The sequence below is a fragment of the Nocardia gipuzkoensis genome (assembly GCF_021183645.1).
Classification (GTDB): Bacteria; Actinomycetota; Actinomycetes; order Mycobacteriales; family Mycobacteriaceae; genus Nocardia; species Nocardia abscessus.
On the sequence record NZ_CP089225.1, the window covers coordinates 7,145,926 to 7,170,485 of the forward strand.

At 65.7% G+C, this 24,560-nt stretch carries 24 protein-coding genes; 14 read left to right on the top strand and 10 right to left on the bottom strand.

Features of this window, described 5'->3' with window-relative positions; all coding sequences use genetic code 11:
• The first annotated feature begins 160 nt into the window (after window positions 1-160).
• Window positions 161-1,798 (top strand): long-chain fatty acid--CoA ligase, encoded by a 1,638-nt coding sequence (locus LTT66_RS32655; protein ID WP_233062358.1) that lies wholly within the window; start codon window positions 161-163, stop codon window positions 1,796-1,798.
• Between the two features lie 88 nt (window positions 1,799-1,886).
• Here the strand turns inward: LTT66_RS32655 and LTT66_RS32660 are convergent, their stop codons facing one another.
• Entirely contained in the window at window positions 1,887-2,630 is a 744-nt protein-coding gene (locus LTT66_RS32660; protein ID WP_233062359.1) for a GntR family transcriptional regulator, read from the bottom strand.
• Between the two features lie 136 nt (window positions 2,631-2,766).
• Here LTT66_RS32660 and LTT66_RS32665 point away from each other — a divergent pair, with 136 nt between their 5' ends.
• Together LTT66_RS32665 and LTT66_RS32670 are read left to right on the top strand one after the other, a co-directional pair.
• The gene (locus LTT66_RS32665; protein ID WP_233062360.1) at window positions 2,767-3,675 is read left to right on the top strand and encodes an NAD(P)-dependent oxidoreductase; all 909 of its coding nucleotides are present in this window, start codon (window positions 2,767-2,769) and stop codon (window positions 3,673-3,675) included.
• Window positions 3,676-4,155: an SRPBCC family protein gene (locus LTT66_RS32670; protein ID WP_233062361.1), complete on the top strand. Its 480-nt coding sequence runs from the start codon at window positions 3,676-3,678 to the stop codon at window positions 4,153-4,155.
• A 191-nt stretch (window positions 4,156-4,346) separates the two neighbouring features.
• On the opposite strand, the gene LTT66_RS32680 is transcribed toward LTT66_RS32670, so the two are convergent.
• Window positions 4,347-5,027, bottom strand: a complete 681-nt coding sequence (locus LTT66_RS32680; protein ID WP_233062362.1) for a class II aldolase/adducin family protein — start codon at window positions 5,025-5,027, stop codon at window positions 4,347-4,349.
• A gap of 162 nt (window positions 5,028-5,189) precedes the next feature.
• Here LTT66_RS32680 and LTT66_RS32685 point away from each other — a divergent pair, with 162 nt between their 5' ends.
• Window positions 5,190-5,549, top strand: a complete 360-nt coding sequence (locus tag LTT66_RS32685) for a nuclear transport factor 2 family protein (RefSeq protein WP_233062363.1) — start codon at window positions 5,190-5,192, stop codon at window positions 5,547-5,549.
• A 418-nt stretch (window positions 5,550-5,967) separates the two neighbouring features.
• Here the strand turns inward: LTT66_RS32685 and LTT66_RS32690 are convergent, their stop codons facing one another.
• From LTT66_RS32690 to LTT66_RS32700, 3 genes are all read right to left on the bottom strand, one after another.
• A complete protein-coding gene (locus LTT66_RS32690) occupies window positions 5,968-6,717 on the bottom strand; it encodes an IclR family transcriptional regulator (RefSeq protein WP_233062364.1) in 750 nt (249 codons plus the stop codon).
• 34 nt (window positions 6,718-6,751) lie between these two features.
• Window positions 6,752-7,519: a fumarylacetoacetate hydrolase family protein gene (locus LTT66_RS32695; RefSeq protein WP_233062365.1), complete on the bottom strand. Its 768-nt coding sequence runs from the start codon at window positions 7,517-7,519 to the stop codon at window positions 6,752-6,754.
• A 1,257-nt stretch (window positions 7,520-8,776) separates the two neighbouring features.
• Window positions 8,777-9,442: a TetR/AcrR family transcriptional regulator gene (locus LTT66_RS32700; protein WP_233062366.1), complete on the bottom strand. Its 666-nt coding sequence runs from the start codon at window positions 9,440-9,442 to the stop codon at window positions 8,777-8,779.
• Window positions 9,443-9,655: 213 nt separating this feature from the next.
• Between LTT66_RS32700 and LTT66_RS32705 the strand changes: the two genes are divergently transcribed.
• The 4 genes from LTT66_RS32705 (at window position 9,656) to LTT66_RS32720 (ending at window position 13,155) form a co-directional block, all read left to right on the top strand.
• The gene (locus tag LTT66_RS32705) at window positions 9,656-10,840 is read left to right on the top strand and encodes a cytochrome P450 (RefSeq protein ID WP_233062367.1); all 1,185 of its coding nucleotides are present in this window, start codon (window positions 9,656-9,658) and stop codon (window positions 10,838-10,840) included.
• Window positions 10,841-10,852: 12 nt separating this feature from the next.
• Window positions 10,853-11,050, top strand: coding sequence for a ferredoxin (locus LTT66_RS32710; protein ID WP_233062368.1), 198 nt, complete (start codon window positions 10,853-10,855; stop codon window positions 11,048-11,050).
• On the top strand, window positions 11,047-12,183 hold the full coding sequence (locus LTT66_RS32715) for an NAD(P)/FAD-dependent oxidoreductase (protein ID WP_233062369.1): 1,137 nt from the start codon (window positions 11,047-11,049) through the stop codon (window positions 12,181-12,183). The genes LTT66_RS32710 and LTT66_RS32715 overlap by 4 nt, the downstream gene beginning before the upstream one ends.
• A gap of 393 nt (window positions 12,184-12,576) precedes the next feature.
• Window positions 12,577-13,155, top strand: coding sequence for a TetR/AcrR family transcriptional regulator (locus LTT66_RS32720; protein ID WP_233062370.1), 579 nt, complete (start codon window positions 12,577-12,579; stop codon window positions 13,153-13,155).
• 358 nt (window positions 13,156-13,513) lie between these two features.
• Here LTT66_RS32720 and LTT66_RS32725 read toward each other — a convergent pair whose 3' ends face one another.
• Window positions 13,514-14,551, bottom strand: a complete 1,038-nt coding sequence (locus LTT66_RS32725) for an MlaD family protein (RefSeq protein ID WP_332909702.1) — start codon at window positions 14,549-14,551, stop codon at window positions 13,514-13,516.
• Between LTT66_RS32725 and LTT66_RS32730 the strand changes: the two genes are divergently transcribed.
• Window positions 14,469-14,669 (top strand): hypothetical protein, encoded by a 201-nt coding sequence (locus LTT66_RS32730; RefSeq protein WP_233069544.1) that lies wholly within the window; start codon window positions 14,469-14,471, stop codon window positions 14,667-14,669. The two genes, LTT66_RS32725 and LTT66_RS32730, sit on opposite strands and share 83 nt — an antisense overlap.
• 160 nt (window positions 14,670-14,829) lie before the next feature.
• On the opposite strand, the gene LTT66_RS32735 is transcribed toward LTT66_RS32730, so the two are convergent.
• The 4 genes from LTT66_RS32735 to LTT66_RS32750 all read right to left on the bottom strand — a co-directional run bounded on the left by LTT66_RS32735 (window position 14,830) and on the right by LTT66_RS32750 (window position 19,019).
• The gene (locus tag LTT66_RS32735) at window positions 14,830-15,201 is read right to left on the bottom strand and encodes a type II toxin-antitoxin system Rv0910 family toxin (RefSeq protein ID WP_233062371.1); all 372 of its coding nucleotides are present in this window, start codon (window positions 15,199-15,201) and stop codon (window positions 14,830-14,832) included.
• A 710-nt stretch (window positions 15,202-15,911) separates the two neighbouring features.
• The gene (locus LTT66_RS32740) at window positions 15,912-16,640 is read right to left on the bottom strand and encodes a TetR/AcrR family transcriptional regulator (protein ID WP_233062372.1); all 729 of its coding nucleotides are present in this window, start codon (window positions 16,638-16,640) and stop codon (window positions 15,912-15,914) included.
• Between the two features lie 224 nt (window positions 16,641-16,864).
• Window positions 16,865-18,025: a DUF3500 domain-containing protein gene (locus tag LTT66_RS32745; protein ID WP_233062373.1), complete on the bottom strand. Its 1,161-nt coding sequence runs from the start codon at window positions 18,023-18,025 to the stop codon at window positions 16,865-16,867.
• The gene (locus tag LTT66_RS32750) at window positions 18,012-19,019 is read right to left on the bottom strand and encodes a zinc-dependent alcohol dehydrogenase (RefSeq protein WP_233062374.1); all 1,008 of its coding nucleotides are present in this window, start codon (window positions 19,017-19,019) and stop codon (window positions 18,012-18,014) included. The genes LTT66_RS32745 and LTT66_RS32750 overlap by 14 nt, the downstream gene beginning before the upstream one ends.
• 317 nt (window positions 19,020-19,336) lie before the next feature.
• Between LTT66_RS32750 and LTT66_RS32755 the strand changes: the two genes are divergently transcribed.
• The 5 genes from LTT66_RS32755 to LTT66_RS32775 all read left to right on the top strand — a co-directional run bounded on the left by LTT66_RS32755 (window position 19,337) and on the right by LTT66_RS32775 (window position 24,542).
• The gene (locus LTT66_RS32755; protein ID WP_233062375.1) at window positions 19,337-20,122 is read left to right on the top strand and encodes an SDR family oxidoreductase; all 786 of its coding nucleotides are present in this window, start codon (window positions 19,337-19,339) and stop codon (window positions 20,120-20,122) included.
• 25 nt (window positions 20,123-20,147) lie between these two features.
• Window positions 20,148-21,083: a dihydrodipicolinate synthase family protein gene (locus LTT66_RS32760; protein ID WP_233062376.1), complete on the top strand. Its 936-nt coding sequence runs from the start codon at window positions 20,148-20,150 to the stop codon at window positions 21,081-21,083.
• Between the two features lie 50 nt (window positions 21,084-21,133).
• Window positions 21,134-22,039 (top strand): LysR family transcriptional regulator, encoded by a 906-nt coding sequence (locus LTT66_RS32765; RefSeq protein WP_233062377.1) that lies wholly within the window; start codon window positions 21,134-21,136, stop codon window positions 22,037-22,039.
• 782 nt (window positions 22,040-22,821) lie between these two features.
• Window positions 22,822-23,679: an MlaE family ABC transporter permease gene (locus LTT66_RS32770; RefSeq protein ID WP_233062378.1), complete on the top strand. Its 858-nt coding sequence runs from the start codon at window positions 22,822-22,824 to the stop codon at window positions 23,677-23,679.
• Window positions 23,679-24,542 (top strand): ABC transporter permease, encoded by an 864-nt coding sequence (locus LTT66_RS32775; RefSeq protein ID WP_233062379.1) that lies wholly within the window; start codon window positions 23,679-23,681, stop codon window positions 24,540-24,542. Before LTT66_RS32770 ends, LTT66_RS32775 begins: the two co-directional genes overlap by 1 nt.
• The last annotated feature ends 18 nt before the right edge of the window (window positions 24,543-24,560 follow it).

A 24,560-nucleotide genomic window follows, 5' to 3' on the forward strand; every position in this document is an offset into this window, starting at 1 on the left:
TTCACCCGTTTCTACGAGATCTTCCGCCGTGGTGGCGAACTCGACGGGGTGATCCCGCGATGCTGTCCGGCCGCAACACCCGCACCTCGCGGACGCCGAAGGTGGCTGGAATGGATTTGGCTTTCTGAGCGGAAGTCACTGAAGGAAATGAGGAGTTCCGATGTTCAGCACTATGCAGGACGAGCCGTTGTCGTTGGCGACGTTGCTGCGCTACGCATCGACGTTCGTCGGTGATTCGACCGTGTCCACGTGGACCGGTACCGGTGTGCGCACGATGACCTACCGGGAGGTGGGTGCGGAGTCGGCGCGGTTGGCGAACGCGTTGCGCGGGTTGAGGGTCGGGGTCGGTGACCGGGTCGGCACGTTCATGTGGAACAACAACGAGCATCTGGTCGCGTATATCGGGGTGCCGGCGATGGGTGCGGTGTTGCACGCGCTGAACATCCGGTTGTTCCCCGAGCAGGTCGTGTATGTGGCCAACCACGCCGAGGACCGGGTGGTGCTGGTGGACGGCAGCCTGGTGCCGTTGTTCGGTCAGATCTTGCCGCACCTGACGACGGTCCGCCACGTCGTCGTGGTCAACGGTGACGCTTCGACGCTGAGCGCGCCGGAGGGTGTGCAGGTGCATTCCTACCCGGAGTTGCTGGCCGGGCAGCCGGACAGCTACGACTTCCCGGTGCTCGAGGAGCGGTCGGCCGCGGCGATGTGCTACACCTCCGGCACCACCGGTGATCCGAAGGGTGTGGTGTATTCGCATCGGTCGAACTGGCTGCACGCCATGCAGGTGGCCGCGAACAACGGGATGGGCCTGTTCGAGACCGACACCATTTTGGCGATTGTGCCGTTGTTCCACGCGAACGCGTGGGGTTTGCCGTATGCGGCGTTGCTGTCGGGTTCGAATCTGCTGATGCCCGACCGGTTCCTGCAGCCGGGTCCGTTGCTGGAGTGCATGGCCGCGCGAAAGCCGTCGTTCGCCGCGGCCGTGCCCACCATTTGGGGTGGGGTGCTGGCGGCGTTGGCGGCGCAGCCGCAGGACATCACGCACCTGCGTGCGGTGGTGGTGGGTGGTTCGGCGGTTCCGCCGTCGATGATGCGGACCTTCCAGGACCGTCACGGGGTGCGGGTGCTGCATGCGTGGGGGATGACCGAGACCTCGCCGCTGGGCAGTGTCGCGCATACGCCGGCGACCGCGGTCACCGAGGAACAGCAGTGGGCCTACCGGGTGACCCAGGGCCGGTTCCCGGCCGGTGTGCAGGCGCGTCTGGTCGGTGATGAGGGTGTGGTCGCCAACGACGGGCAGTCGTTGGGTGAGCTGCAGGTGCGGGGCCCGTGGATCACCGGCTCCTACTATTCGCCGGATGGCACGGTGGTGGATCCGGAGAAGTTCGACGAGGGTTGGCTGTGTACCGGTGATGTCGGCAAGATCAGCCCGGATGGCTATCTCACCCTGGTGGATCGGTCCAAGGACGTGATCAAGTCCGGTGGTGAATGGATTTCGTCGGTGGATCTGGAGAACGCGGTGGTCGCTCATCCGGCGGTGGCCGAGGCCGCGGTGATCGGGGTGCCGGATGAGAAGTGGGACGAGCGTCCGATGGTGGCGGTGGTGCTGGCCGAGGGTGCCGAGGCGAAGCCCGAAGAGTTGCGCGAGTTCCTGGCCGACAAGTTCGCGAAGTGGCAGTTGCCCGAACGCTGGACGTTCATCGCGGAGGTCCCCAAGACCAGCGTGGGCAAGTTCGACAAGAAGCGGTTACGCGCCCAGTACGCCGACGGCGACCTGGACGTCACCACGCTGGGCTGAGCCCGCTTGCCCCGTCCGACCGGCCCCGCCGCACCACTTCAGCATCGGCAGTGGTGAGGTGGGGCCGGTCCGCGGCCGCCGCTCACCGTCAGTCCGGGACGCCGACCATCTCCAGTGCCTCCGGCACGGCGATCGGCTCGTAGTCGGGCGAGGTGTCGCTCAATACTTTGAGGGCGGTGTGGGCCAGGTGGCTGGCCATGAAGGCTTGCGCCGTGGCCTTGGAGCCGTCCGCCAGGGCAGACAGAATCCGCGCGTGTTCGTGATCACCGGCCGTGTGCCAGCTGTTCGGCTCACCACCCTGGTAGATCCGGATGTACCGGACACACCGGTCGGCCAGCTGACGCAACTGCTTCTGCATGGTGTCGCTGGCGCCACAGGTGATCGTGCGATGGAACGCCGAGTGGATGACGAACCAGCGCTCGGTGTCGCCCGCCTCCGCGGCCACGCGCATGGCCGCCAGCTGCTCAGCCGCCTGCTCTCGGGCTGCGGCGTCGAAGCTGCCCACTGTCATGGCCACGGCCAGCGACTCGAGCGCGATTCGGCTCGCATAGATTTCGTCGAGCTCACGGGGGTCGAGCATGGAGACGCGGGTGCGCTGGTTCGTCTCGATCTGGACCAGGCCCTCCTCCTGCAGCATCCGCAGTACCTCGCGCAACGGCGTGCGGCTGACGCCGAGCTGCTCTGCCAGCGACACTTGCGAGAGCTTCGTCCCAGGTCGCAGCGTGCCGTCGAGAATCCTCTCGCGCAGGTAGGCGTGTACGTGCGGGATTGCTTGGCGTGGCTCGGGTAGTTCCACCCTGGTGATGTGCGGGACGAGCACTTTGCGACTCATGACCCTAGCGTAAGCGATGTGTATACATATTCCTTCTCTTTCCCATGACGGCCAGGTAAAGTGTATACAGTATTAGAGTCGTGGCGCCTGCGAAGTCGTCCCCTCCCCACGAAAAGACCGGAAGGACGTGACGAATGTGAGAACTATCGGGGTCATCGGCCTGGGCAAAATGGGCCTGCCGATCGCTGAGAACTTGCTGAGCCGCGGCTTCGGCGTCGTCGGGTACCGGCGCAGCATCGAATGTCCCGAGCTCGAGGCCGCGGGTGGCACCCTTGCGTCGTCGCCGGCGGAGCTGGCCGCCTCGTGCGAAGTCATCGTGTCGATCCTGCCGACCGCGGATGACGTCGAGCACGTGGTCTGCGGGCCCGAGGGCACGCTGTCGACGATGCGCCCCGGAGCGGTCCACCTCGAGATGAGCACGATCCCGGTAACGAGCAAACTCGGTCTGATGCGTCAGCTCGGACACGTCGGGGCCACCATGCTCGACTGCCCGATCAGCGGCAGCCCCGGAATGGTCGGCCCGCGGCTGGCCACCGTCTTCGCCTCCGGAGCGGCGGAGGCGATCGATCGGGTGGCCGACGTCCTGGACGCCATCTCGGGGCCCTGGGTCAGAACCGGTGACTTCGGGACCGGCACCCACCTGAAGTACATCTCCTCCATGCTGGTGGCGACCCATACGGTCGCGGCCGCGGAAGCGATCGTGCTGGCCCGCCGCAACAACTTGGACCTGGATATGGTCCAGCACACCCTGGAGACGTCCATCGCGGGCTCGGCGCTGCTCAAGCAGCGAGGTCCCCTCATGGCGCACCGCTCATGGCTGCCGGCCCCCGGGCCCATCGCGACGCTGCACGAGATCCTCGACCAGATCGAGGTGCACCTGCACGATCTCGGCGAGCATCGGCCGGTGTTCGAGGCGGCCAAAGCAGTGTTCGACCAGGCCTTGGCCGACGGCTGGGGAGAGCTCGATATAGCCAGCGTGCACGACCAGATCTCCACCGAAGACGCGCTCTCGCGCAAGGAGTCACCCAATGATAGGAGTCACTAAATGATCTACGTCACCCATCGTCTCCCGGTCAACGAGGCGGGCGAGCCCACGCTCGATCGGGCTGCCGTGTGGCAGGGACTGGTCATGAAGGCCAACAACGCGCTGCCCTTCGTGCCGATCATGACCCACTGTCACGTCACCGCCCGCCTCGACGACGAGACTTTCGATCGTGAGATCGAGCTGTTCGGCGACCGCTACACCGAGCGGATCAGCCTCCAGCCCCAACGGCGGGTAGTGTTCACGCGCCTCTCGGGGCCGGTCCTCGGCACGATCGTCAATGACATCGAGGAAGACGAGGGGGAGCTGTTCCTCCGGTTCAGCTTCGCGCTGGTGCTCGAAAGCGCCCAGAGCGGTTCTCTCGAGGAGTCGGCGTACGCCGACGAAACCACGACCCATTACATAGCGGCCGTCGGCGCAACGCTCAACGCCATGCGTCGGGTCGCGCGCGGAGAAGCGCCCGTCGAGCTGTCCGCGAGCTGACGTCCGGCGACCGAACCGTCGACGGCGGCCCCGCGCTCCAGCGCGGGGCCGCGGTGCATTTGCTCATCGGCCTCGGCCGGCGCGAACGCGACCGAATCCACTTCCGCCGCAAGCTGATCCAGTCCGGCCGACATGGCGGCGAGATCGAACTCCGACAGCAGTCCGGCCTCGTGCGGCACACGCGCGTGGGATCAGTGAGCGGGGCGCGTCGTCGCCGCTTTGCGCAGCAAGTGTGCCCCCAGTCGGGGCAGTAACTCATGTTTGACGGCCTGCCATGAGCGGATCTCGTCCGCCGACATGGCGGCGGCGGGCTCGTCCCTCGTCTGGAGCCAGACGGTGCACGCGGCGGCGAGCACCGACATGGTGGCCACTGCCGTGGCGGGGTCGACGGCCATCGCGATCGCGCCGTTGCCACGCAGAATCATCGCGTCCGACGACCCGATCGCCTCGGCGAGTCGACGGCCGCGGTCGGCATCGCGGACAAGTTGCGCGGAGGGGTACACCGGCACGGAATCGCCCAGCCAGCACGCTTGGCCGTGGGTCGGGGCAATGCGCTCGGCGAGCATGCCGACGGCCAGCGATGCCGCTGGCTGGGCCCGTGCGATCGCTCCGGTCGCCGGGAATCGGTTGTAGAGGGCCAGATGGGCCCACGCCTCAGCCGGGCACCCGGATGGCAAAGACGTCGCGTTCAACGGCACGCGGATGCAGTTCGACACCTCGACGGTCGCGAGGTCTGCGGCCGGGGTGATGACCATGTGGTCGACGTCCCTGGCGGACACATGCCCGAAGGCATCGACCAGCCCCAGGGCAGCCATGGCTCGCGCTGCGTCGGCAACTTGGACATCGAGGGACCGGGCGGTGGAGGAGTGCACGACAGATAACTGTATGCACTCACGGATCGCAGCGCCATGCCTGGGGCGGAATCGGCCACGCTACCTGGAGCTGATTCCGGAAGGCGAAATTTGCGCCCGGGGATATGACGGGCGTCACTCCGGCGAGTCAAGGTGTATGTAGCTCAGTCGAAAGGATCCATCATGACCAGCGCTTCGACCGCCGCCGTGTTCCACGCGCTCGACACCCTCGACTCCAAGGCCTTTGCGGAGCTTTTCGCCCACGATGGCAACGCCATCTACGGCAACGGCCCCACCCTCGAGGGGCGCGAGGCGGTCGAGGCGGGCGCTGTCGGCTTCTTCGGTGCGATCGATGGGATGCATCACGACATCGTCAACGAGTGGGTCGTGGGCAACGACACCATCGTCGAACTGGCTGTCACATACACGCGTAAAGATGGTCAAAAGATCTCCATCCCGGTGGTGTCGATCTGGACTGTCGGCGGCAGTGGCCTGATCGACACCTACCGGGTCTTCTTCGACGTGGCCCCGGTCTCTGCATGACCACACGCAACGCGACAGGCGTGTCGCGGTCGTCACCGGAGGCGCCGCCGGTATCGGGCAGGCCTTCGCCGAGCGCCTGGCAGGCGACGGTCACGCGCACCTGAGGCGACGGTCACGGGGTTGCCGTCGCCGACGTCGGCTCCGCGGAAGAGACACTGCGCCTGAAGGCGGGCGGCCGGGGTTTCGTTCGTAGCCTTCGCCATGCACGCAGCCGAGAAGGCAGGGCAGAACGTCCCAGCCGGCCCCTGACCGGGCCGGACCTTCGCCCGCGAGGTCACGCAGCGGCCGGCAGCTGGCTCGGTGCTCAGTCGGCAGCCGACCATGGCGAGCAGCTCGCAGAGTCCGTCATACCGGCGGTCCGGTCAACACTGGAGTGAGTCAACGCTGGAGTGACCAGCGCGAGGCGGAGCCCCGCCCGTCAGGCAAAGTTCTCAGCGATCGCGGACGCGGTCGCCTGGACCTCGGGCACGAGATCGACGAGGTGCTTGCGGCTGGAGCCCGCCGACGGGCACGCCAACACGACCGCGGCGATGACCCGGCCCGACTGGGTGGTGACCGGGACGCCGACGGCGTTCACGCACTGCTCGCTTGCCTCCAGGCACAGGGCATAGCCCTGCCGGCGGACGACACCGAACTCACGACGAAGCGCGACAAGCTCACGCATCGAGCCATCGCGCATTCGGACGTGGCGGTCGGGGTAGAGCGCGACCAGTTCGCTGTCGGGGAGCTGGGCCAGGAGCACCTTGCCGCCCGATGTGGTGTGTGCGGGCAGCAAGAGTCCGACGCGACTCCCGACTCGGTGGGCACGGCTGCTCTCGACGCCGTCGATGAAGCGGCAGCCGTTGCCTTGCAAGATCACCAGAAAAGTTGTGCAGCCCAACCTGTGCGATAAATCCGCCAGATAGGGGTGGGCGAGGACGCCGAGGTCGCGGAGTGGCTCGGCGCCCGACGGAAGTTGCGTCAGCCGTGGTCCCGGCAGGTAGGCGCGTTTGCGGTCCTGTTCGGCGAACCGGTGTCGCTTGAGGGCGGACAACAGCCGGTGTGCGGTCGGGGGTGTCACCGCGAGCAGCTCCGCGGCGTCGGAGACCCGCAACTTGCCGTTCTCGCGCAGAGCGACGAGGAGCGTGAGCACGTTCTCGGCCGAAGACACCGACTCGTGGGATGGCATGGTCCCCGCCTTCATCGACGATCGACGACCCTTGTCATGCCGCGACCATCCTGTTCTCCAGCCGACCGAGGCCGTCGATCTCGGTGACGACCAGGTCGCCGGCGTTCAGGAAAGTCTTGCGCGGCATGCCGACGCCGGCCGGCGTACCGGTCAGGATGATGTCACCCGGCTCCAGCGTCAGCACGCGGCTTGCGGCCGCGATGAGCCGCGGCACTGTGATCACCATGTCGGCAGTGGACGCTTCCTGCTTGATCTCCCCATTGACTGTCAGCCGAAGCGTGAGGTCTTGCGGATCGTCGATCTGCCAGCTGGGGACGACTCCGGGTCCCAATGGGCACGACCCGTCGAATGCCTTGTGCTGGAACCAGTCCCAGCCGAATGGTGCCAGGACCGCGTCTTTCCTCGGGAACAGTCCCCGGGCGGACAGGTCGTTGGCGACGGCGTAGCCCGCCACGTGATCGAGGGCCGCGCGCTCGTCGATATTGTGCCCGCCGACGCCGATGACGACGGCCAGCTCGACCTCCCAGTCCACGTCGGCGCGGTCCGGCAGGCGCACGTCGTCGTGCGGTCCCACCACCGTCGTGGTCGGTGGCTTGAGGAAGAAGAAGGGCTCACCGTCCGGATCCGGACGCTGCGTGCCCATCTCCTCCGCGTGTCCGTAGTAGTTCGCCCCTGCGCAGATGACCTTGCGGGGGTAGGTGAGGGGTGCGACGAGCTCGACGTCCGGTACGACCTCGAGCGCCGAAAGCTGGAGGTTCTGGAGCAGCGGCGTGAACTCCGCCCACCGATCGAGAACTTCCAAGACAGTGAGACCTGACAGCGGCTCCGGCACTCGACCGACTTTGCCGCCGGCGAGCACGCCGACACTCGGCTGCGCTCGGTTGCTCCCGACGAACTGGACTAGACACCACTGCTGCGACATGGAACCCCTTAGGAATCAATAAGCTCCCTAAAGTGCACACACTTTTGCGATGGTTGTCAAGCCTGCCCGCTCGACCGGCTCGCTATTCCGGAGGCCGAAATTTGCCGTTCGGCCCCCGGGCGACGCCCGTCACCAAAGCCTCCGGCAAACACAAAGCCACACACTTCCGGTGGGCCTGCAACAAACGCTTCCGGCAAGCCATCACGACCTGCGCCGACAACAGCCGACACGAAAGCCCCTGGGCCGCACACATCTACCAGCGAGCACGCGCTTCCGGCAAAGACCACCCCACGCGGTGCGCATCCTCGCCCGAGCCTGGATCCGCGTCATCTGGCGCTGCTGGCACACCGGCACCGCCTACGACCCCGCCTGAACCGTCCTGGACTTGTTGGAGGCTCCCGTTTTAGCAAGGGAGACTGTCAGTCATGGGTGCACCACGGAAGTTCGACGAGGAGACTCGTGCTCGAGCAGTCAGGAGCCTGCCCTGGAGCCGGAAGCGTTCGGAACCCTTAGATCACCTAGCGAACAGACCATTCGCGCAGTTGCAGAGACGGAGTTCGCGATCTGGATGTCAATCACGTCCACGTCTCGGCCACGCTCAACCAGAGTTGACCGCCAGCCGAATCCGGTGAAGTGGCGGCATCGAACAGTACTCGAGCGCGTGTTCGTAGAGCAGGAAAGCGGCGAGGCCGCCGGGGGAACAATCCGTCGCACGCTCACGGAGCTTCTGCGTCCGGCACCTTGTCCAGGGCAGCGGTGATAGCGTCTGACCAAGCCCCGGCGGCCACGATCCTCGGAGGGATAGCGCGCCAGAGCCGCCGCGGCATGAGCAGCCTCAGGGTTGCGCGCATCTTCGTCGAACTACCTCGGCGGGTGTTGACGGTGGGCAGCCCAGGGACAGCGGTCCCCGCTCGAATCGACGAGGTCGCCATCGCGGCGACCACGCAGACCGGCGGCCAGGGCCTGACCATACTGCGAACGGCAGCGGGGAGGCGCCCACCATTGCGCAGCCACTGGTGCAGCTGCGTTCCCGGTTCGGGGTCGGACGACGAGACCGACGATCCTGATCGCCGCGCCGCCCACCAGAGGACGGACGATGACCGAGCACGCTTCGGGTGAAGCGGCAGTCGGGCGCACTCACGGAGTTCGACCGGCTTCGAGCAACATGCTTGCTGCGGCGGTGACATCGAGTTCGGGGTCGAGCATGGCAGCGGCGCGCAATCCGGCCACGGTCATCTCGAGGATGCAGTCGACCATGTGCTTCACATCGAACGGTTCGTCGTTCTGCAACCAGTAGACTGTCGCCTCGTCGAGTGCGCCGATAGTCGACCGCATCATCATCCGCAGGGCAGGGTTCTCGGGATCGAGTCCGAGCAGCGTGGTCCACTTCTCGATTGCGCGCCAGCGCCCGGCTTCGAACGCCTCCGCTGTCTCGGGGTCGGTGGCGCGCCCGCTCAGAACGAGGCGCAGTGCTAAGCCGCGGTGCGCGGCGAGATAACGAAAGTGGGCGTTCAATCCTGCGCGGATCTGCTCGGCGGCGGGAAGGTGGGGATCCGACTGCTGTACTCGCACGATCCGGTCCGAGGCGTCGCGCATAGCCTCGAGGTAGATGCCGCGTTTGTTGCCGAAATAGTGGAAGAGCAGCCCGTGGGCGACACCGGCCGTCTTGGCGATGTCGGCTACGGCCACCTCCTCGTAGCTCTGCGCGGAGAACGCCTCTACTGCGGCGTCGATGAGGCGCTGCCTGGTCTCGGCGGCTTGCGCCGCGCGCGTGGTGCGTCCTTTCGGTGCTGCCGCGGTCATCGGCTTCCCTTCCCTCGACGGTAACCAATCCGATAGTGCTAGCTCACTAGGGTGAAGAACAAATTGACTCCAAGTCATTGACATTCAGTCAAGAGCGAGTTTAGCCTATCCATCGGCAACCATGTGACCTGCCGTTTCCCCGGCGCCGAGCGAAGCGTCGAGCGGAGCCTGATCCGTCGCCACCGGCCCCTGTTCAGCGATCGAGGAGTTTCGATGCGAAATCGCACAGCCACCCCGGCTTATAGGCCCGACCTGTACTCTCGGACAGCGATTCTCGACCCTTATCCGCACTACCAGCGGTTGCGGGAGCTGGGGCCGGTGGTATGGCTGGTCAAGCAGCGTGCCTATGCGTTGCCTCGTTACGCCGAATGCAAAGCCGTGCTGCTGGACGACGAGACGTTCATCTCCGGCGAGGGCGTCGCATTGAATCCAGTGGCCAACAGGCTCTCGCGCGGTACCACCCTCAATAGTGACGGCGCGGACCACAGCCGTCGGCGTGCGCTTCTGGCGCACCGGCTGACACCCAAGGCGCTGCGCGCGTTGCGAGAAACGGTCGAGCAGCAGGCAGCGGCGGCGGTCGAGGCCGCGGTCTCGCGCGATGTGATCGACGGCGTCGAGCTCGCAACCGCGCTGCCGATGTCGGTCGTACCGGATCTGATCGGCTGGCCACAGCATGGCCGCGAACACCTCTTGCGCTGGGCCGGAGCGACTTTCGACTCGATGGGGCCGCTCAACGGCCAATCGATCCGGACCGCCCCGGCGAGCGCGGAGATGATGCGCTTCACCCGGCGGCTCGCCCGCGACCGAGACCTCCTACCCGGCAGCGCGGGGGAGGAGGTCCTGCAGGCCGCCGACGAAGGCAAGCTCCCGCACTCGGAATGCCCTGCGCTGCTGATCGACTACCTCGCGCCCTCACTGGACACCACGATCGGCGCCATCTCCAGCGCCTTATATCTCTTCGCCACCCACCCCTACCAGTGGCAGATGCTGCGATCCGACCCGGCGAAGATCCCGAACGCAGTGAACGAGGTGGTGCGGTACGAGTCACCATTGCGAGCATTCTCCCGCAAAGCAATCCGGGATACCTCTGTGTCCGGCACCACGATACCCAAAGGTGCGCGGGTGGTAGTCATCTATGCCTCCGCCAACCGAGACCCACGGGAGTGGGACGACCCGGACAGCTTCGACATCCGCCGCGACGCCTCCCGCCAGCTCGGCTTCGGACACGGCACCCACGGCTGCGCCGGACAAGGCCTGGCTCGGCTGGAAACCCAAGCCATGCTCCGCGCGCTGGTCGACCGCGTCGAACGCATCGAGATCACCGGCCCAGGCGAATGGGCGATGAACAACATCATCCACCGCTTCGAACACCTTCCCCTGCAACTCGTTCCCGCCTGAAAGACAACCGCGATGAAAATCTCCGTCGACTACACTCGCTGCGAAGGCCATGGCCTGTGCGCCGAACAGGCCCCCACCCTGTTCAGCCTCGACGACGACGCCGAACTGACCTACCAATACGAAGGCACCGACGTTCCCGACGAGCACATCGCCGCCGCCCGGGCAGCCGTCAACTCCTGCCCGATAGCCGCCCTGCGAGAACAGCCATGAGGCCGCCCGGCTCGATAGTCATCGCCGGTGAATCCATCGCGGGCGTCACCGCCGCGCGCGAACTACGGGCACTCGGCTACACCGGTTCGATCACGATCGTCGGCGGCGACAACGACGGGGCGTACGCCCGGCCGCCGCTGTCGAAAGCCGTTCTGCACGACCCCGCCGCGGAGGACACCCTGCAATATCGGCTCGACGGTGCGGACGTCAACGTGGTGCGGGAACCCGCCGTAGCCGCGGACCTGGATGATCGCACCGTTACCACCAGCACCGGCCGAATCGTCGGCTACGACGCGCTGATCGCCGCGACCGGTGCGAACGCCCGCCGCCTCGCGGCTCCGGGGCAGAGCGGCGAGCTGGTCCTCCGGACGCTCGCCGACGCCCGACTGCTGCGGACTCGGCTCGCCACGGCAACTTCGGCGATCGTGATCGGCGCCGGGTTCCTCGGGATGGAGGTCGCCACCGCCTGTGTCGCCCGCGGTATCCCGGTCACCGTGGTCGACGTCGACCCGCCGCTGCAGCGGATTCTCGGCCCTTTTCTCTCCGCCGCCGTCACCGCCCGCGCCGAGCAGCACGGTGTCCAGGTCGTGCAGACACCGCACTTCGTCACGCTTGCCGGCGACCCTGTGTGCGGCGTGGTCATGGTAGAAGGCCAAGTGCTATCCGCTGATCTTGTGATCAGTTGTGTGGGAGAAATTCCGAACACTGCATGGCTGAACGGTTCCGGGGTGGCCGACCACCTCGGCATCGGCATCGATGACCACTGTTCGACGACCGTACCCGGGGTGTACTCGGCCGGCGACGTGGCGTACCGGCGCTTCGATGGGCGCCGTTCGCCATTCTGGTCCAACGCTGTCGCGCAAGCCAAGGTCGCCGCCGCCTCGGCTCTCGGGCTGCCACTGCGAAGCACACCGACCGACGACTACTTCTGGACCGAAATCCTCGGCCTCGCGATCAAGATCGTGGGCCCACTGCCGGTGGCTGGTGAACCGACTGTCCTCGAGGGCAGCCTGGCCGACGGGGCCGCTTTGCTTCGCTGGGATGCCGGCGCTGCGAGATCGACTGTTGTCGCCTATGGGATTCGCAAGCCCGTCCCTAGATTGCGGGCCATGGCCAACACACTGTCCGGTTGACCTGGTGATCGTTCTCGAACCGAGCGCAGGCCCGGGACGACGAACCATCCGGTGATCGAACCGGGGCGGTCGACACCGCACCGGTTCCATTTCCGCGCGCGAGAACGATTCCGCAGCTTCGAGGCATGCCTGGGTGGCGATGCTGCCGGCCGGGCCTGCTTCGACATTCGAACGTGCCGCTCGACCGTAGGCTCGGTTGAGTCGTGGCGAAAGCCCAATGGACTCGCGACCTGCGTGGGGCGGTAGTGATGCGCGCGAGTCCATTGACGGACCTCACTATAACGGCGACACTGTAACCATTATGAGTGGACAAGTTACTGCAGCTGATCAGATCGACCAGGGCCCAGCCCTTCGTGGCCGGCCTCGTGACAGCAGGACGAGCGCGCCGCTGCCGTGGTCTCCGATCAGTTGAGCGCGCGGGCGCGCAGTGCTCTACGGACGCGCGCTGCGCTGATGCGTTCGGGACGGTGGGCCCTGGGTGGCGACATTGCCGAAAGGATCGGCGTCGCCGATCTGGCACGGGATGCCGGTGTCGCGATCGGGTCCTTCTACAACCACTTCAGTAGCAAAGACGAGTTCTTCGACACCGTCATCGCCGAGGTGATCGAAGACCTCGCGTGGATCCTAGACAGCGCTACTGCGGGTATCGACGACCCAGCCGGCATCGTCGTCGCGCACTTGCGTGCGCTCGGCACGGTCGGTGTCTGCCACCCCGACATAGGCGCGGTTGTCCTTGCGATGGGGTACCGGATCCTCGACGACCCGAGCATCAAGTCGCGTCTTGCCGCGAACATTCGTACCGGTATGTCAGCGCAGTGCTTCCATATCCACGACCTGAGCGCCGCTCTCGACCTGATCGGTGGAGTCGCCCTGGCGGTTCTGCGCACATCACAGCGCGATCCGGCCACAGTGACCGCGGCGTGGATGGACACCCTCGCCCAGCAGGCACTCAGCGCGCTGGGGCACCGTTGAGGCGGAGGCTGCAGGAGCGCCGGGTCGGCATGATCGTGCTCGAGAACTTCCCGGGAAACAGGGCGTGCCACCGCGGTCGCGCCGGACTCCGTGCTACGGACAGAGGCTCGAACCCCTCCAGGCCCGCCCCGGAAACCCCTAGGTCGTTGAGCCCCTCCATCGAGATCGTGGGCTCACCGCCGGTGGCCGGTGAACCGGACCACCGTCGAGGGCAACCTGGCAGGCGGGGCCGCTTTGCTCAGCTGGAGTTTCGGCGATGCGCGATCCACCTTCGGTCGTACATGGAATTAGCAAGCCCGTCCCGCAACTGCTAGCCATGGCCAAACGCGCGCCGGTGGACAGCCACCCGACCGGGGTGCTATTTCGTCAGTCCGAGCAGCGCGGCGGTCAGGCCGTAGTCAGGGCCGAAGTCCTGCATGTTCCCGGTACGGCAGCCGTCGGCTTTCATCTGGATGCGCTCGCAGAACAGGCTGATGATTTCACCGTTGAGGGCGGTGGGGATGATGACATGGGTTCGCACCCATCCGTTCTCGCGGTCCATGATGTTGTCGACGTTCTGAAACACCATCGGTGTGAGGTCGGCGACTTCGGTAAGGCCGGAGGCGTTGTCGCGAAGCTGGCGAGTGACGTTTGTGAGTCCGGTCAAGGTGCCCGCGAGCTGGTCCTGGTATTGCCCGAGCGTGCCGGAGGTATTGGCGAGGAAGGTGGTGAGCTGGTCCAGTGTCGCCTGCAGACCGGGAGATTGCTCGGCGAACAGGCCGGACATCTGGGTCATTCGGTCGCTGAAACCGCGGATGGTCTGGTCGTTTTCGGCGAGAATGGTGGTGAGCTCGTTGAGTCTGAGGATGATGTTCGACACCGCGTCCCTGTTGTCGATCCCGACCTCGAGTGCGGCCGACAGCGCTTCGAGGGTGTCGCGGATCTTCGCGCCGTTACCCTCGAGCATGGGGTAGAGCACCCGGCCCGACATCGGGCCGGGCCTCTCGGCGCCTTCCTGCGGTTTCAGCGCCGCCGCAAAGTGATCGATGGTCTTGATCATGGTGTCGAGTTCGACCGGGGTCTTGGTCCGCGATTTCGGCAGGTGCGCGCCGTCGGAGAGGGTGTCGCCCTGGGTGTAGACCGGGGTGAGCTCGATGTGACGATCGGTGACAATGGACGGCGAGATAATCGCCGCCACAGCGTCTTTCGGGATCTTCACGCGGGACTCGATCGACAGCCGCACCTCGACGAGCGTGCCTTTCGGTGTAACACTCTCGACTTTCCCGACTTCGAGTCCGAGGACGGTGACGGGGTTGCCTTCGTAGATACCGGCGATGTTGTCGAAATCAGCGGTGATCTGCGTGGTATCTCGCCACGCGTCGTTCGCCGCGTTGGGTAGTCGCGAGCAGCTGCCCACCGTCAGTGCCGTCGCGCTGATCGCGAGTGCTTTGACCGGCCAGAACTCGGTCGCCGAACTGAATTTCGGCACGGGCACGCCTCACTTCTTGCTTGATGCTCCACCCTTTGTGGGATGAAGATTGCTGGGTTGCCGGGATGGATGACGGAGCGATCTCGCGGGATACCACTGGATACATCGCGGTTGCGGATCGCACGGTTGAGTGGCTCGTCGGAGCCGAAGGCTGGCCGCTCGGGACGACAGATCGAGTTCTACCGTCGGCGGCTGTCGATCGGGCGTCAGGCGACGAGGCTTTGCACCTTCTTCAACGATTTGTCGAGCGCGCCGACAATGGAGTTCTTGAAGACGCCGCCCATGGGGCCGTCGATCATGCCGCCGTCGATACTTGCTGTCACGTCGACGTCGGTGGTCTCGGCTCGCTCTCGCAGGCTGATCGCCAGCGCCAGGTTGACACCGGCCCTGGTGATTCCGTTCATGGCGATCGTGCGGGGCGCGTCGACGTTTTCGAATGTCCATTCGATGGTCACCGGCATATTCATGACGCTGGCGCCCGCCGTGGCGGTAGCGCCGCTGACGATCTCGGTCGGAATGCCGCTCTTCCACGACTTGTGAATCACCAGCCACTCGCCCCATCGGGAGAGGTCGCCCACGACCTCCCAGATCTCCTCGGGACGCGCCTGGAAGCTGGCGCAGGTTCGAACGGTACGCATGGGTTCTCCTGTCCTGCGAACACCTCGCGGCGAGGAGGCCCTAGCACTGGAGTGCAGCTAATTCGGGTACAGCGTAGCCGATATAATGGGGCTCCGCCAAGCTGCTGACAAACGGTCCGGCGAAGTGGGTCGCAACCGGAGGTTGGATCCCGTTTGGCTGCGAGGTCACGGCCGCCCAGTGGAGCGACATCGGACGCCGCGGGCTCACGGATCTCCAATGTCGACAACGATGCGCGAGTGCGCCCCTGCCGCAGGTCCCCGATCGATCGAGTGCGCGGGCACTTCGCGCCATTCGGACGCGCCTGCGTTGATGTGTCCGGAACGGCCAGCCTTAGCGATCCGGCCGAAGGATCGGTATCGCCGATCTGGCACACGACGCCGGTGGCGCAATCGGACCCCACAACCATGCAGCAGGGCAAAGACAAATTCTTCGACACCGTCATCGCCGAGGTGATCGAAGACCTCGTGTGGATTTTTCGACAACACTATCGCGGGTATCCACGACCCAGTCGGCATCGTCGCCGCGCATTCGTGCGTGTTCGGCGCAGTCGGTCGCGCTTCCGATGGGCGCCGTCAGCGCAGAGCCGAAACCTCGACTTCGTCCGCGGGGCTCGGCATACATTGATCCGAGTACTGCCGCAGGCACCGGATCAGGTGGAATCCGAATGGGCCGCTGCGGCACGGATCGGTGCGAGGCCCGCGACGAGGAGTTGGAGTCCGAAACGGAATTCGCTTTCCAGGGTCTGAGCGGGTAGGCAGTCGGCGACGGCGATCGTGGCAGGGAATTGCGCCGAGTCGAGCTGGCGATAGAGGGCCGTGAGGGCGGTGGGGTCGATATTGGCTTCGGTGTCGTGGCCTTGAAGTTGTGCGGCGAAGCCGACGACGTAGCGGGCCAAGGTGGCGTACACCATGGCGGCCGACTGCGGGGGGAACCCGTTGGCCAGCAGCATCGCCAAGACTCGCTCGCGCAGGCGCAGTGCGTTGGGTCCGACGGGCACCTGTTCGATGAGCAGGGGAGCGACACCGCGGTGGCGGTGGAGGGCGGCGAAGATGGCTTCGGCCGCGGTGATGCAGGCGCGTTGCCAGTCGTCGTCGGTTGCGTCGTCGATGTGGACTTCGCCCAGGACCCAGTCGACGACGTGGCCGATGAGTTCGGCCCGATTGGCGACGGCTCGGTAGAGCACCGCGGTACCTGTTTCGAGGCGTTGGGCGAGGGTGCGCATCGACAGTGCGTCGGCGCCTTCCTCGTCGACCAGGCGCAGTGCGGTGGTCACGATCCGTTCGAAAGGCACCCGCGGGCGGCCGGGGGAGCGGCGGCCGGCGGTCTCTGCATCGGCGGTGGGCACGCTCGCATTCTCCCGGATCGGCGAACTGGACATACGCTCAGCATATAACGGTGACGACGTGGCCTTTATAGTTCGATCATGCCGCAAATATGCGGCAACATGCCCTGGCTCGGTCGCGCCGCGCCGGTCGAGCCCCGCGCAGGAGTCCGCCCTGGTGACTCACACCACCGGGCAGCAGTCCAGCTCACCGACTTTCCACCGTCACCGAACCGCTTGGTGCGGACGGCTCGACCATAGGATGCGCTGTCCGCACCAACTCAATGCGCGGAGCGGCGGCGATGGTCAGCCAGACTGTCGAGCCCGAAATCCGACCGCGGGTTGCGCCAGACCGAGTGTGCGTGGTTGGCGTGGCGTTGGGTGTTGTCGTACTCGATGAGCAGGTCGGGTCCCTGGATCCGGTAATAGTGCGGTTCGCCCGCCTGGCGGCTGCCCGCCCATCCGAAGTAGACCTCGTCGAGTACGTCGTCGGCCTTGTAGTGCGCAGCGTGGGCATCGGCGAGTGCGCTCGGCGCACGACCGGTGTACAGGCTGATCAGCTGCCGTAATACGTGCCGGTGCTGCGGGTCGAGGTCGCGCGCGGCCAAACCTTTGGGTGGTATGCAGATCGCCATGGCCGCATGGTCGGCTGCGGTGTATCCGCTACCGCTTTCGGCGCGTAAGTCGATATCATCGACCAGCTTTCGCAGCGCCGGATCGGTGAACCTGCCGCGCCAGAGATCCTGCATGTGCATCATCGCGTCACCGTGGGCGATTGTCGGCCGGTTGCCGGAGACGATGTCGGATATGGCGTTGGTGTGCAGCAAGGCCGCTTGGAACCTCTCGGAGTCCAGCGATCGCGCCAGGTGCCGCGCCGCCTCCTCCGGCCCGCCCAGCGGCCGTAGCGTTCCACCGAGCAAAACAGCACTGGCTGGATCGGCGCCGATGAAGCACGGCGTCGTCGAGACGATGCGCCCGCCGATGATGAGGTTGTTCAGCGAGATGTGGTGGCCGCCGAAGCGCCATGCCCAGACCGCGTCGCCCGGTCGGCCGAACAACCTCAGCCAGTACAGGCCGGGGTCTCGGCCCCGTTGCCGTCCCCAGTGGACGTGCCAACCTTCGACCCGATCGAGGACGTTCTCCAGGCCCATTACGGTGGCGACGGTCGCGTATCCGGCCTCGGATAGTCCCGAGGCGACCAGTCGCATCGCCAAGCTCTGCTGACGTGCGGTCTGGTCGCGGAGGGCGAGTCCACCGTGGTCGGTCGGAGTGTAGAACCAGCGAAGCCGCTCGGCCTCCGCGTCCGGAGCCAGAGGCGAGTCGAACTGCGCTCGCGTCAGTTGATCCGGGGCGAGCGATTCCAGCCATGCTGCCGCGCAGGCAGCCATGTCGGTGGCGACCAGCTCGCGGACCGGAGCAAGCGTGGCCTCATCCGGTGACATCGAGCATGACCTTGATCGCGTTGTCTCGCCGTTCGGCGTAAGTATCGAATGCTTCGGCGATGTTCTCGAGTGGGAAATGATGGGTGACCAGGGCGCTGGTGTGCAGTCGTCCCCGCGATGCCAGCGACAGGGCCCTAGCTACCGAGTTCGCGCCTTCGCCGCGGATGGTGTTGATCGAGATCCCATTCATGACAGCGTGATTGAGGTCGGCCGTCACCGGGTGTTCGAAGAAGCCCGCCAAGACGATTCTGCCGCCGCGCTTGACCATGTGGATCGCGTCGTCGACGGCGCTGGGAGCTCCGGAGCACTCCACGACGATGTCGGGGCCGAGTCCGCCGGTGATCTCTCGAACCGCGGCGACGGCGTCCTCCTCGCGGGCGTTGAGTAGATGGTCGGCCCCGAATTGCTTCCCGATCTCCAGTCGGTTGTTGCGTGTGCCCACTAGCATTACCGGCTCGGCTCCGAGTTCGCGGGCTACCTGGACGGCCATCAATCCGATAGGGCCGGGACCGATCACTGCGACGCGGGCGCCCACCAGCAGCGAGTCGAGCACGTCGTACGCGTGCATCACGGTGCCGGCGGTGGTCAGCACGACGGCCGAGTCGAAGTCGATGTGATCGGGAAGCCGGTACAGCGTGGAGACGTGGTTGACCACATACTCGGCGAAGCCGCCGTTGACCGTCATCCCCTGTGTCCGATGGCCTTTGGCCTGGTTGCCGTAGTTCAGACAGTCCGTGTAGGAGCCGGACAGGCAATTGACGCATCGCATGCAGCCCCGATGCGCCTCGGTGACGACGCGATCGCCGACGGCGAACTCGTCGACGGCGCTGCCGACCGCGACCACGACGCCGGCGTACTCGTGGCCGGGGATGAAGGTGTCCGGCGCCGGTCCGGCGCCGCGGAAGAAGCGACGGCTGCGGACCTTGAGATCGGTGCCGCACAGTGACGCCCGGTGAACTCGTACAAGAACGTCGTCCGGGCCCGGACGGGGCACCGGCATGATTTTGGTCTTGATAATTCCCGGCTCGCCTATCACTGCCGCGAGCATTGTTTCCGGAAAGGACATCACATTGCCTTTCAAGGGCTTTTTATGGTCCACAGGAGGCTATGTGAGCGAATTCTTTTCTGTCCAACGGTCGGCGGGTGGCCGATGGCGGAGAACTCTCGCCAATGGTTCGCTGTCCTGCACGTATAGGTCCTGCCTATAGGGCACCGCGAATATTCGTATTGGGCGCGCTCGTCGTCGTGGTGTTACGGTGCGAAACATCTGGAAATTGCCGGAATTATCGGCGTTCATTCGAGGAGTGGACTTTGGATCTCGAGATTGCCGGTCGAACCGCACTGGTTCTCGGCGCGGGCGGAGGCCTCGGTGGCGCCATCGCGGAGAAACTTGCGGCCGAGGGCGCCGGGGTGGCCGTCGCCGACATCCATCGCGAAGCCGCCGAATCCCGCTGCGACACGATCGTCGCGGCCGGCGGCCGAGCCGTCCCGGTGGCGTGGGATATCGCCGACCTCGACGCCATCGAGGGCAACGTCGCTGCGATCGAGCGAACCCTCGGCCCAGTCGACATCTTGGTCAACAACACCGGGGGGCCTCCGCCCTCGCCGATCCTGGGCCGGCCTTCTGCCATGTGGCTCGATCATTTCCGTTCCATGGTGCTTTCGGTGATCGCCATCAGCGACGAAATCGTCCCGGGTATGCGGACGCGCGGATGGGGCCGCGTCATCACCAGCACGAGCTCGGGGGTCGTCACTCCGATTCCCGGTCTCGGCCTGTCGAACGGTCTTCGTGCCGCATTGCTCGGCTGGTCCAAGACGCTGGCGCGGGAAGTCGCCGCGGACGGTGTCACATGCAACATCGTCGTGCCAGGTCGGATCGGCACCCGTCGCGTCGAGCATCTCGACCGGATCAAAGCCGAAGCCGAAGGCCGAACCGTCGAACAGGTCAGGGCCGACAGCGTCGCCACCATCCCCATCGGCCGTTACGGCGACCCGGACGAATACGCGGCGACGGTGGCGTTCCTGGCGAGCGTTCCGGCGTCGTACATCACCGGCACGGTGGTGCGCGTCGACGGTGGTCTCATTCCCAGCCTCTGATACTCACAGACAAAGGATCTCAACCATGGCGGTGCTCACCCGAGATGCGAAGGGCATCTTCGCCATCGCGCCCACTCCCTTCGATGAGCAAGGAGCGGTGGACTTCGACTCTCTGCACCGTTTGGTCGATTTCTACGAATCGGTCGGCGTCACCGGGGTCACCTTGCTCGGCCAGATGGGCGAGGCTCCCAAACTGACTCATGACGAGGCGACCCGAATCGTGCGGCACGTGCTGCGCAGGACCCGGCTTCCGGTCGTCGTGGGTGTCTCCGCTCCCGGCTACGCCGCGATGCGCGCCCTCACCGGTGAGGTCATGTCGGCGGGAGCGGCGGGCGTCATGGTCGCACCGCCGAACACCTTGCGCACCGACGACCAGATCGTCGGCTACTACGAGGGCGTCGCGGCTGTGCTCGGCGACTCGGTTCCTCTCGTCGTGCAGGACTACCCCTTGTCGTTCTCGGTGGTCATGAGCGCCGGGGTCATCGCGCGTATCGCCCGCGCCGTGCCCAGCTGCGTCATGCTCAAGCACGAAGACTGGCCGGGACTGGAGAAGATCAGCGCCTTACGGCACCTCGAAGCCGAGGGCGACATGCCACGACTGTCGATTCTGTGCGGCAACGGGGGACTCTTCCTCGACTTCGAGACCGCGCGGGGCGCCGACGGCGCCATGACCGGATACTGCTTCCCCGAGATGCTGGTCGATGTGGTCGGTCATACCGCAGCGGGCCGCTCCGAGGAAAGCCATGACATCTTCGATGCGCATCTGCCACTTCTGCGATACGAACAGCAGCCGGGTGTGGGCCTGGCCGTGCGCAAATACGTCATGCAACGGCGCGGCCTGTTCGCCTCCGACAACCAGCGCACACCCCGCAGCGTGCTCTCGAGCCGAGCACGGTCGGAAGTCGACCATCTGCTCGCCCGGCTCGCTCGCCGAGACCGCCGAGCGAATCGGGTCGCGTGACTCGCTCGCTGCGTGTCTGCGGTCGGCGGGGCCGGCGGTAACTTCATCTGATGCGCCTGCGCCAGCTGGAGTACTTTCTCGCCGTATGGGAAAGCGGGTCGTTCAGTGCCGCCGCGGCGCGGCTGTATGTCTCGCAGCCGTCGCTGTCGCAGCAGATGCGTCTACTGGAGAAGGAACTCGGCGCGCAACTGCTCGAACGCGGCCGCCACGGCCTGGCCCTCACGCCCGCAGGACGGGCCTTCCTGCCGCACGCCGAGCGGGTATTGCGGGCTGTCGGCGAAGCCGCGGATGCCGTGCACCAAGTGGTCGAGGGGCGAAGCGGCGACGTGCACGTGCTGACCGTCCGGTCGATCGCCTCCGGCATCCTGCCCTCGAGCGCCGTCCGGTGGCACTCCCTGTTCCCGACGGCCGTACTGCGGGTGCACGACTTCTCGCACCGTCGTGCGCTCGAGGAGGCGGTTCGCGGCGGACAGGGCGACATCGCGGTGGGTCCGCGGCCCGAACTGTGGGAGGGACCCGTGGTGTCGCTCGGTTATGAGGAGATGGTGCTGGTCGGCCCGGCGGGGCGGGACACGGGTTCCACGGTGGAACTCGACGAACTTGCCGCAGCCGACTGGATCCTTTATGAGCCCGAGCAAGGCATGAGCGAGATCGTGGACCGGACGGCGACCGCCCTCGGATTCACTCCACGCGCGGTCGCGCGTACCGGACAGGTGGCCGCCGCATTGCTGTTCGCCATGGAGGGCATGGGAGTCGCGCTGGTGCCCAACAACGCCGTACCGGGCGGCTGGATACGGCACGCCAGAAGGATCGGGCCGGGGGTTTACCGCGAGATCGTCGCCTACAGCCGCAGCACGCCGACGCAACTGGCGCAGCGGTACCGAGACTTGCTCACGTCCCTCGAGTTGCCACTCACCTCGGCCACGGAGCTTCCGGCAGGGGCTTTGCGCTGCTAGGCGTTCCTCGCCACGATCAACCGAGGCCATCGAGGCCTGGACTTCGCTGCTGGCTCGATCCGCAGAACTCGGCCCTGCGCATGATGATCCGAGCGGGGCGGGCGCCATCGATGAGGCCGCCGTCTATTGGCTGCCGAACGGCGAACCGTTCGACTCGACGCTGCGGTCGAGTGCCTGATGCAGCTGACCGTGGCGGCGCTGCGTTCGGCCGCCGCGCTGGACAGCACTTGTCGGCGTGGACGCGGCGCTTCGGCCGATGCTCGACGCTCCCTCCAGGTCTTCTGAAGTGCAGCAAGGATTTTCACCTATTCGTCGTTGAGCGGGTAGGTTCCGCCATATTGCGGGGAGCGTGCTCCACATCGCCCTCGCTTCGCCGTGGCCGGGCGGCTCCAAAAAAATAACGGCAACGATGTTGTTGAAACATATTGACGACTGCCGTGATATCGGCCACACTGTAGCCACTATGCCTGGACGAGTAGCTGTCGATAACCGGATCGACCCCGATCCGATCTTCGGGACCGAGTGGCAACGGAAGAGCGCACGCGGGAGCCGCAGGTAGTTGATGCGGCGAACGCGGGGGCGCGAAGCGTGCTGTCCACGCGTCGAAAGCGTCCACTGAATTGATGTTCATCCCTTCCGCTTCGAGCGGAGGGGCCAACTGAGCGACTACATGATCATTTATGAGCGTGTAGTCGGAAATGCGTAGTGATCGTGGACCGATCATGCGCGGACGCCGAAAAGCTGATCGGCGTATACCGGTCCCAAGCGAAAGTTCGATCGTTTTGACTCTGACACCCGACGTATTACCGCCGCAGCGGCGCGACGCCTCCGCATTGCGGATCGTGCGAGCGAATTTCTCCGATACCGTTGTTTCGGGGGTGCGCACCGGCGGACGGACCGTGGACATCGCGTTGGAGACCGTTGGCGGGGCGTTCGCGGATCTGGTTCGTCGCCGCTTCCAGTGGCGCGAGATGCTGCAACAGGCGTGGTACCTGATCACGGTCACAGCTCTCCCCGCGATACTCATGGCGGTGCCCTTCGGGGTGATCGTCTCGTTGCAGATCGGCAATATGATCCGGGAACTGGGCGGCGACTCCCTGCTGGGGGCGGCGAGCGGGCTCGGGGTCATCAAGCAGGGCGCTCCCATCGCCACCGGGCTACTGCTCGGCGGCGCCGGTGCGGCGGCGATCGCCGCGGACCTCGGCGCGCGCACGATCCGTGAAGAAGTGGACGCGCTGCGGGTGATGGGCGTCAGCCCGATCCATCGGCTGGTCATTCCCCGCACCGTCGCCATGGTGCTGGTCGCACCGCTGCTGAATGTGCTGATCATCTTCGCCGGCGTGGTCGCGGGGTACATGGTCGCGATCGGGGCACAGGGTGTGACCTCGGGAAGTTACTGGGCTACTTTCGGTTCTTTCACCACGGTCACCGATGTGGGCATTTCGCTGCTGAAGGCCATGGTGTTCGGATTGATCGTCGCAATCATCAGCTGTCAGCGCGGGCTCGAGGCCAAGGGCGGCCCGCGCGGAGTGGCAGACGGAGTGAACGCCTCGGTCGTGCTCTCGGTGGTGTGCATCATGATCGTCAATCTCACTGCCACCCAGTTGGTTCAGATGTTCGCACCGACGAGGTTGGCCTGATGACCGCGACTACGTATGCCCCGAAGGGACTGCGCTGGGCTTATCGATTGGCCCGCGACCGGAACATGCTGCTGCCGGTGGACTCCCTCGGATTCGCCCTGTCGTTCAGCTGGCAGGTGCTCTCGGCCATCCCCATGACGCTGAAGCACTATCGGATGCAAACCCTGCGCGCTATCGGTGACACAACCTGGGGGAGGGGTTCGCTGATCGTCGGCGGCGGCACCGTGCCGATGCTCGTCCTGCTGGGCATGGTGCTCGGCGCCAGTGTGGGCATCGAGTCCTACGGCACCTTGAACATGATCGGGCTCGGCCCACTGACCGGTGTGGTCTCTTCGTTCGCGAATACTCGCGAGCTGGCGCCGATCATCGCCGCCGTCGGATTCGCGGCGCAGGCCGGGTGCCGGATGACCGCCGAGATCGGATCGATGCGCATCTCCGAAGAGATCGATGCGATGGAATGCTTGGGATTGCGGTCGATTCCGTTCGTGGTCACCACCCGGGTCATCGCCGGCGTCGTGGCGATCGTACCCACCTTCCTGGTCACGCTGATCCTCAGCTATCTGGCCTGTGCCGCGATCGTCGTCGGCGTCCACGGTCAGGCATCGGGGGTGTACCAGCACTATTTCGACCAATTCGTCAGCGGTCCCGATATCGCCGCGGCGGTGCTGAAGGTACTGGTATTCGGCGTCGCGGTGATTTTGATCCATTGCTATCAAGGATTTTTCGCCGTCGGCGGGCCGGAGGGTGTGGGAATCGCCTCCGGCCGGGCGGTGCGTGCCAGTTTCGTCGCGATCATCACTTTGGACATGCTGCTGAGCCTGGTCATCTGGGGATTCAGCTCACCAGTCACGTTCACGGGGTAATGGAATGCCAACATATGG

What these genes read in the sequence shown, in the direction of transcription:
- LTT66_RS32655 (WP_233062358.1), top strand. Translation starts at nt 161, where the DNA reads ATGTTCAGCACTATGCAGGACGAGCCGTTGTCGTTGGCGACGTTGCTG.
- LTT66_RS32660 (WP_233062359.1), bottom strand. Translation starts at nt 2,630, where the DNA reads ATGAGTCGCAAAGTGCTCGTCCCGCACATCACCAGGGTGGAACTACCC.
- LTT66_RS32670 (WP_233062361.1), top strand. Translation starts at nt 3,676, where the DNA reads ATGATCTACGTCACCCATCGTCTCCCGGTCAACGAGGCGGGCGAGCCC.
- LTT66_RS32685 (WP_233062363.1), top strand. Translation starts at nt 5,190, where the DNA reads ATGACCAGCGCTTCGACCGCCGCCGTGTTCCACGCGCTCGACACCCTC.
- LTT66_RS32690 (WP_233062364.1), bottom strand. Translation starts at nt 6,717, where the DNA reads ATGCCATCCCACGAGTCGGTGTCTTCGGCCGAGAACGTGCTCACGCTC.
- LTT66_RS32700 (WP_233062366.1), bottom strand. Translation starts at nt 9,442, where the DNA reads ATGACCGCGGCAGCACCGAAAGGACGCACCACGCGCGCGGCGCAAGCC.
- LTT66_RS32705 (WP_233062367.1), top strand. Translation starts at nt 9,656, where the DNA reads ATGCGAAATCGCACAGCCACCCCGGCTTATAGGCCCGACCTGTACTCT.
- LTT66_RS32710 (WP_233062368.1), top strand. Translation starts at nt 10,853, where the DNA reads ATGAAAATCTCCGTCGACTACACTCGCTGCGAAGGCCATGGCCTGTGC.
- LTT66_RS32715 (WP_233062369.1), top strand. Translation starts at nt 11,047, where the DNA reads ATGAGGCCGCCCGGCTCGATAGTCATCGCCGGTGAATCCATCGCGGGC.
- LTT66_RS32730 (WP_233069544.1), top strand. Translation starts at nt 14,469, where the DNA reads ATGTTGTCGAAATCAGCGGTGATCTGCGTGGTATCTCGCCACGCGTCG.
- LTT66_RS32740 (WP_233062372.1), bottom strand. Translation starts at nt 16,640, where the DNA reads ATGTCCAGTTCGCCGATCCGGGAGAATGCGAGCGTGCCCACCGCCGAT.
- LTT66_RS32745 (WP_233062373.1), bottom strand. Translation starts at nt 18,025, where the DNA reads ATGTCACCGGATGAGGCCACGCTTGCTCCGGTCCGCGAGCTGGTCGCC.
- LTT66_RS32760 (WP_233062376.1), top strand. Translation starts at nt 20,148, where the DNA reads ATGGCGGTGCTCACCCGAGATGCGAAGGGCATCTTCGCCATCGCGCCC.
- LTT66_RS32765 (WP_233062377.1), top strand. Translation starts at nt 21,134, where the DNA reads ATGCGCCTGCGCCAGCTGGAGTACTTTCTCGCCGTATGGGAAAGCGGG.
- LTT66_RS32775 (WP_233062379.1), top strand. Translation starts at nt 23,679, where the DNA reads ATGACCGCGACTACGTATGCCCCGAAGGGACTGCGCTGGGCTTATCGA.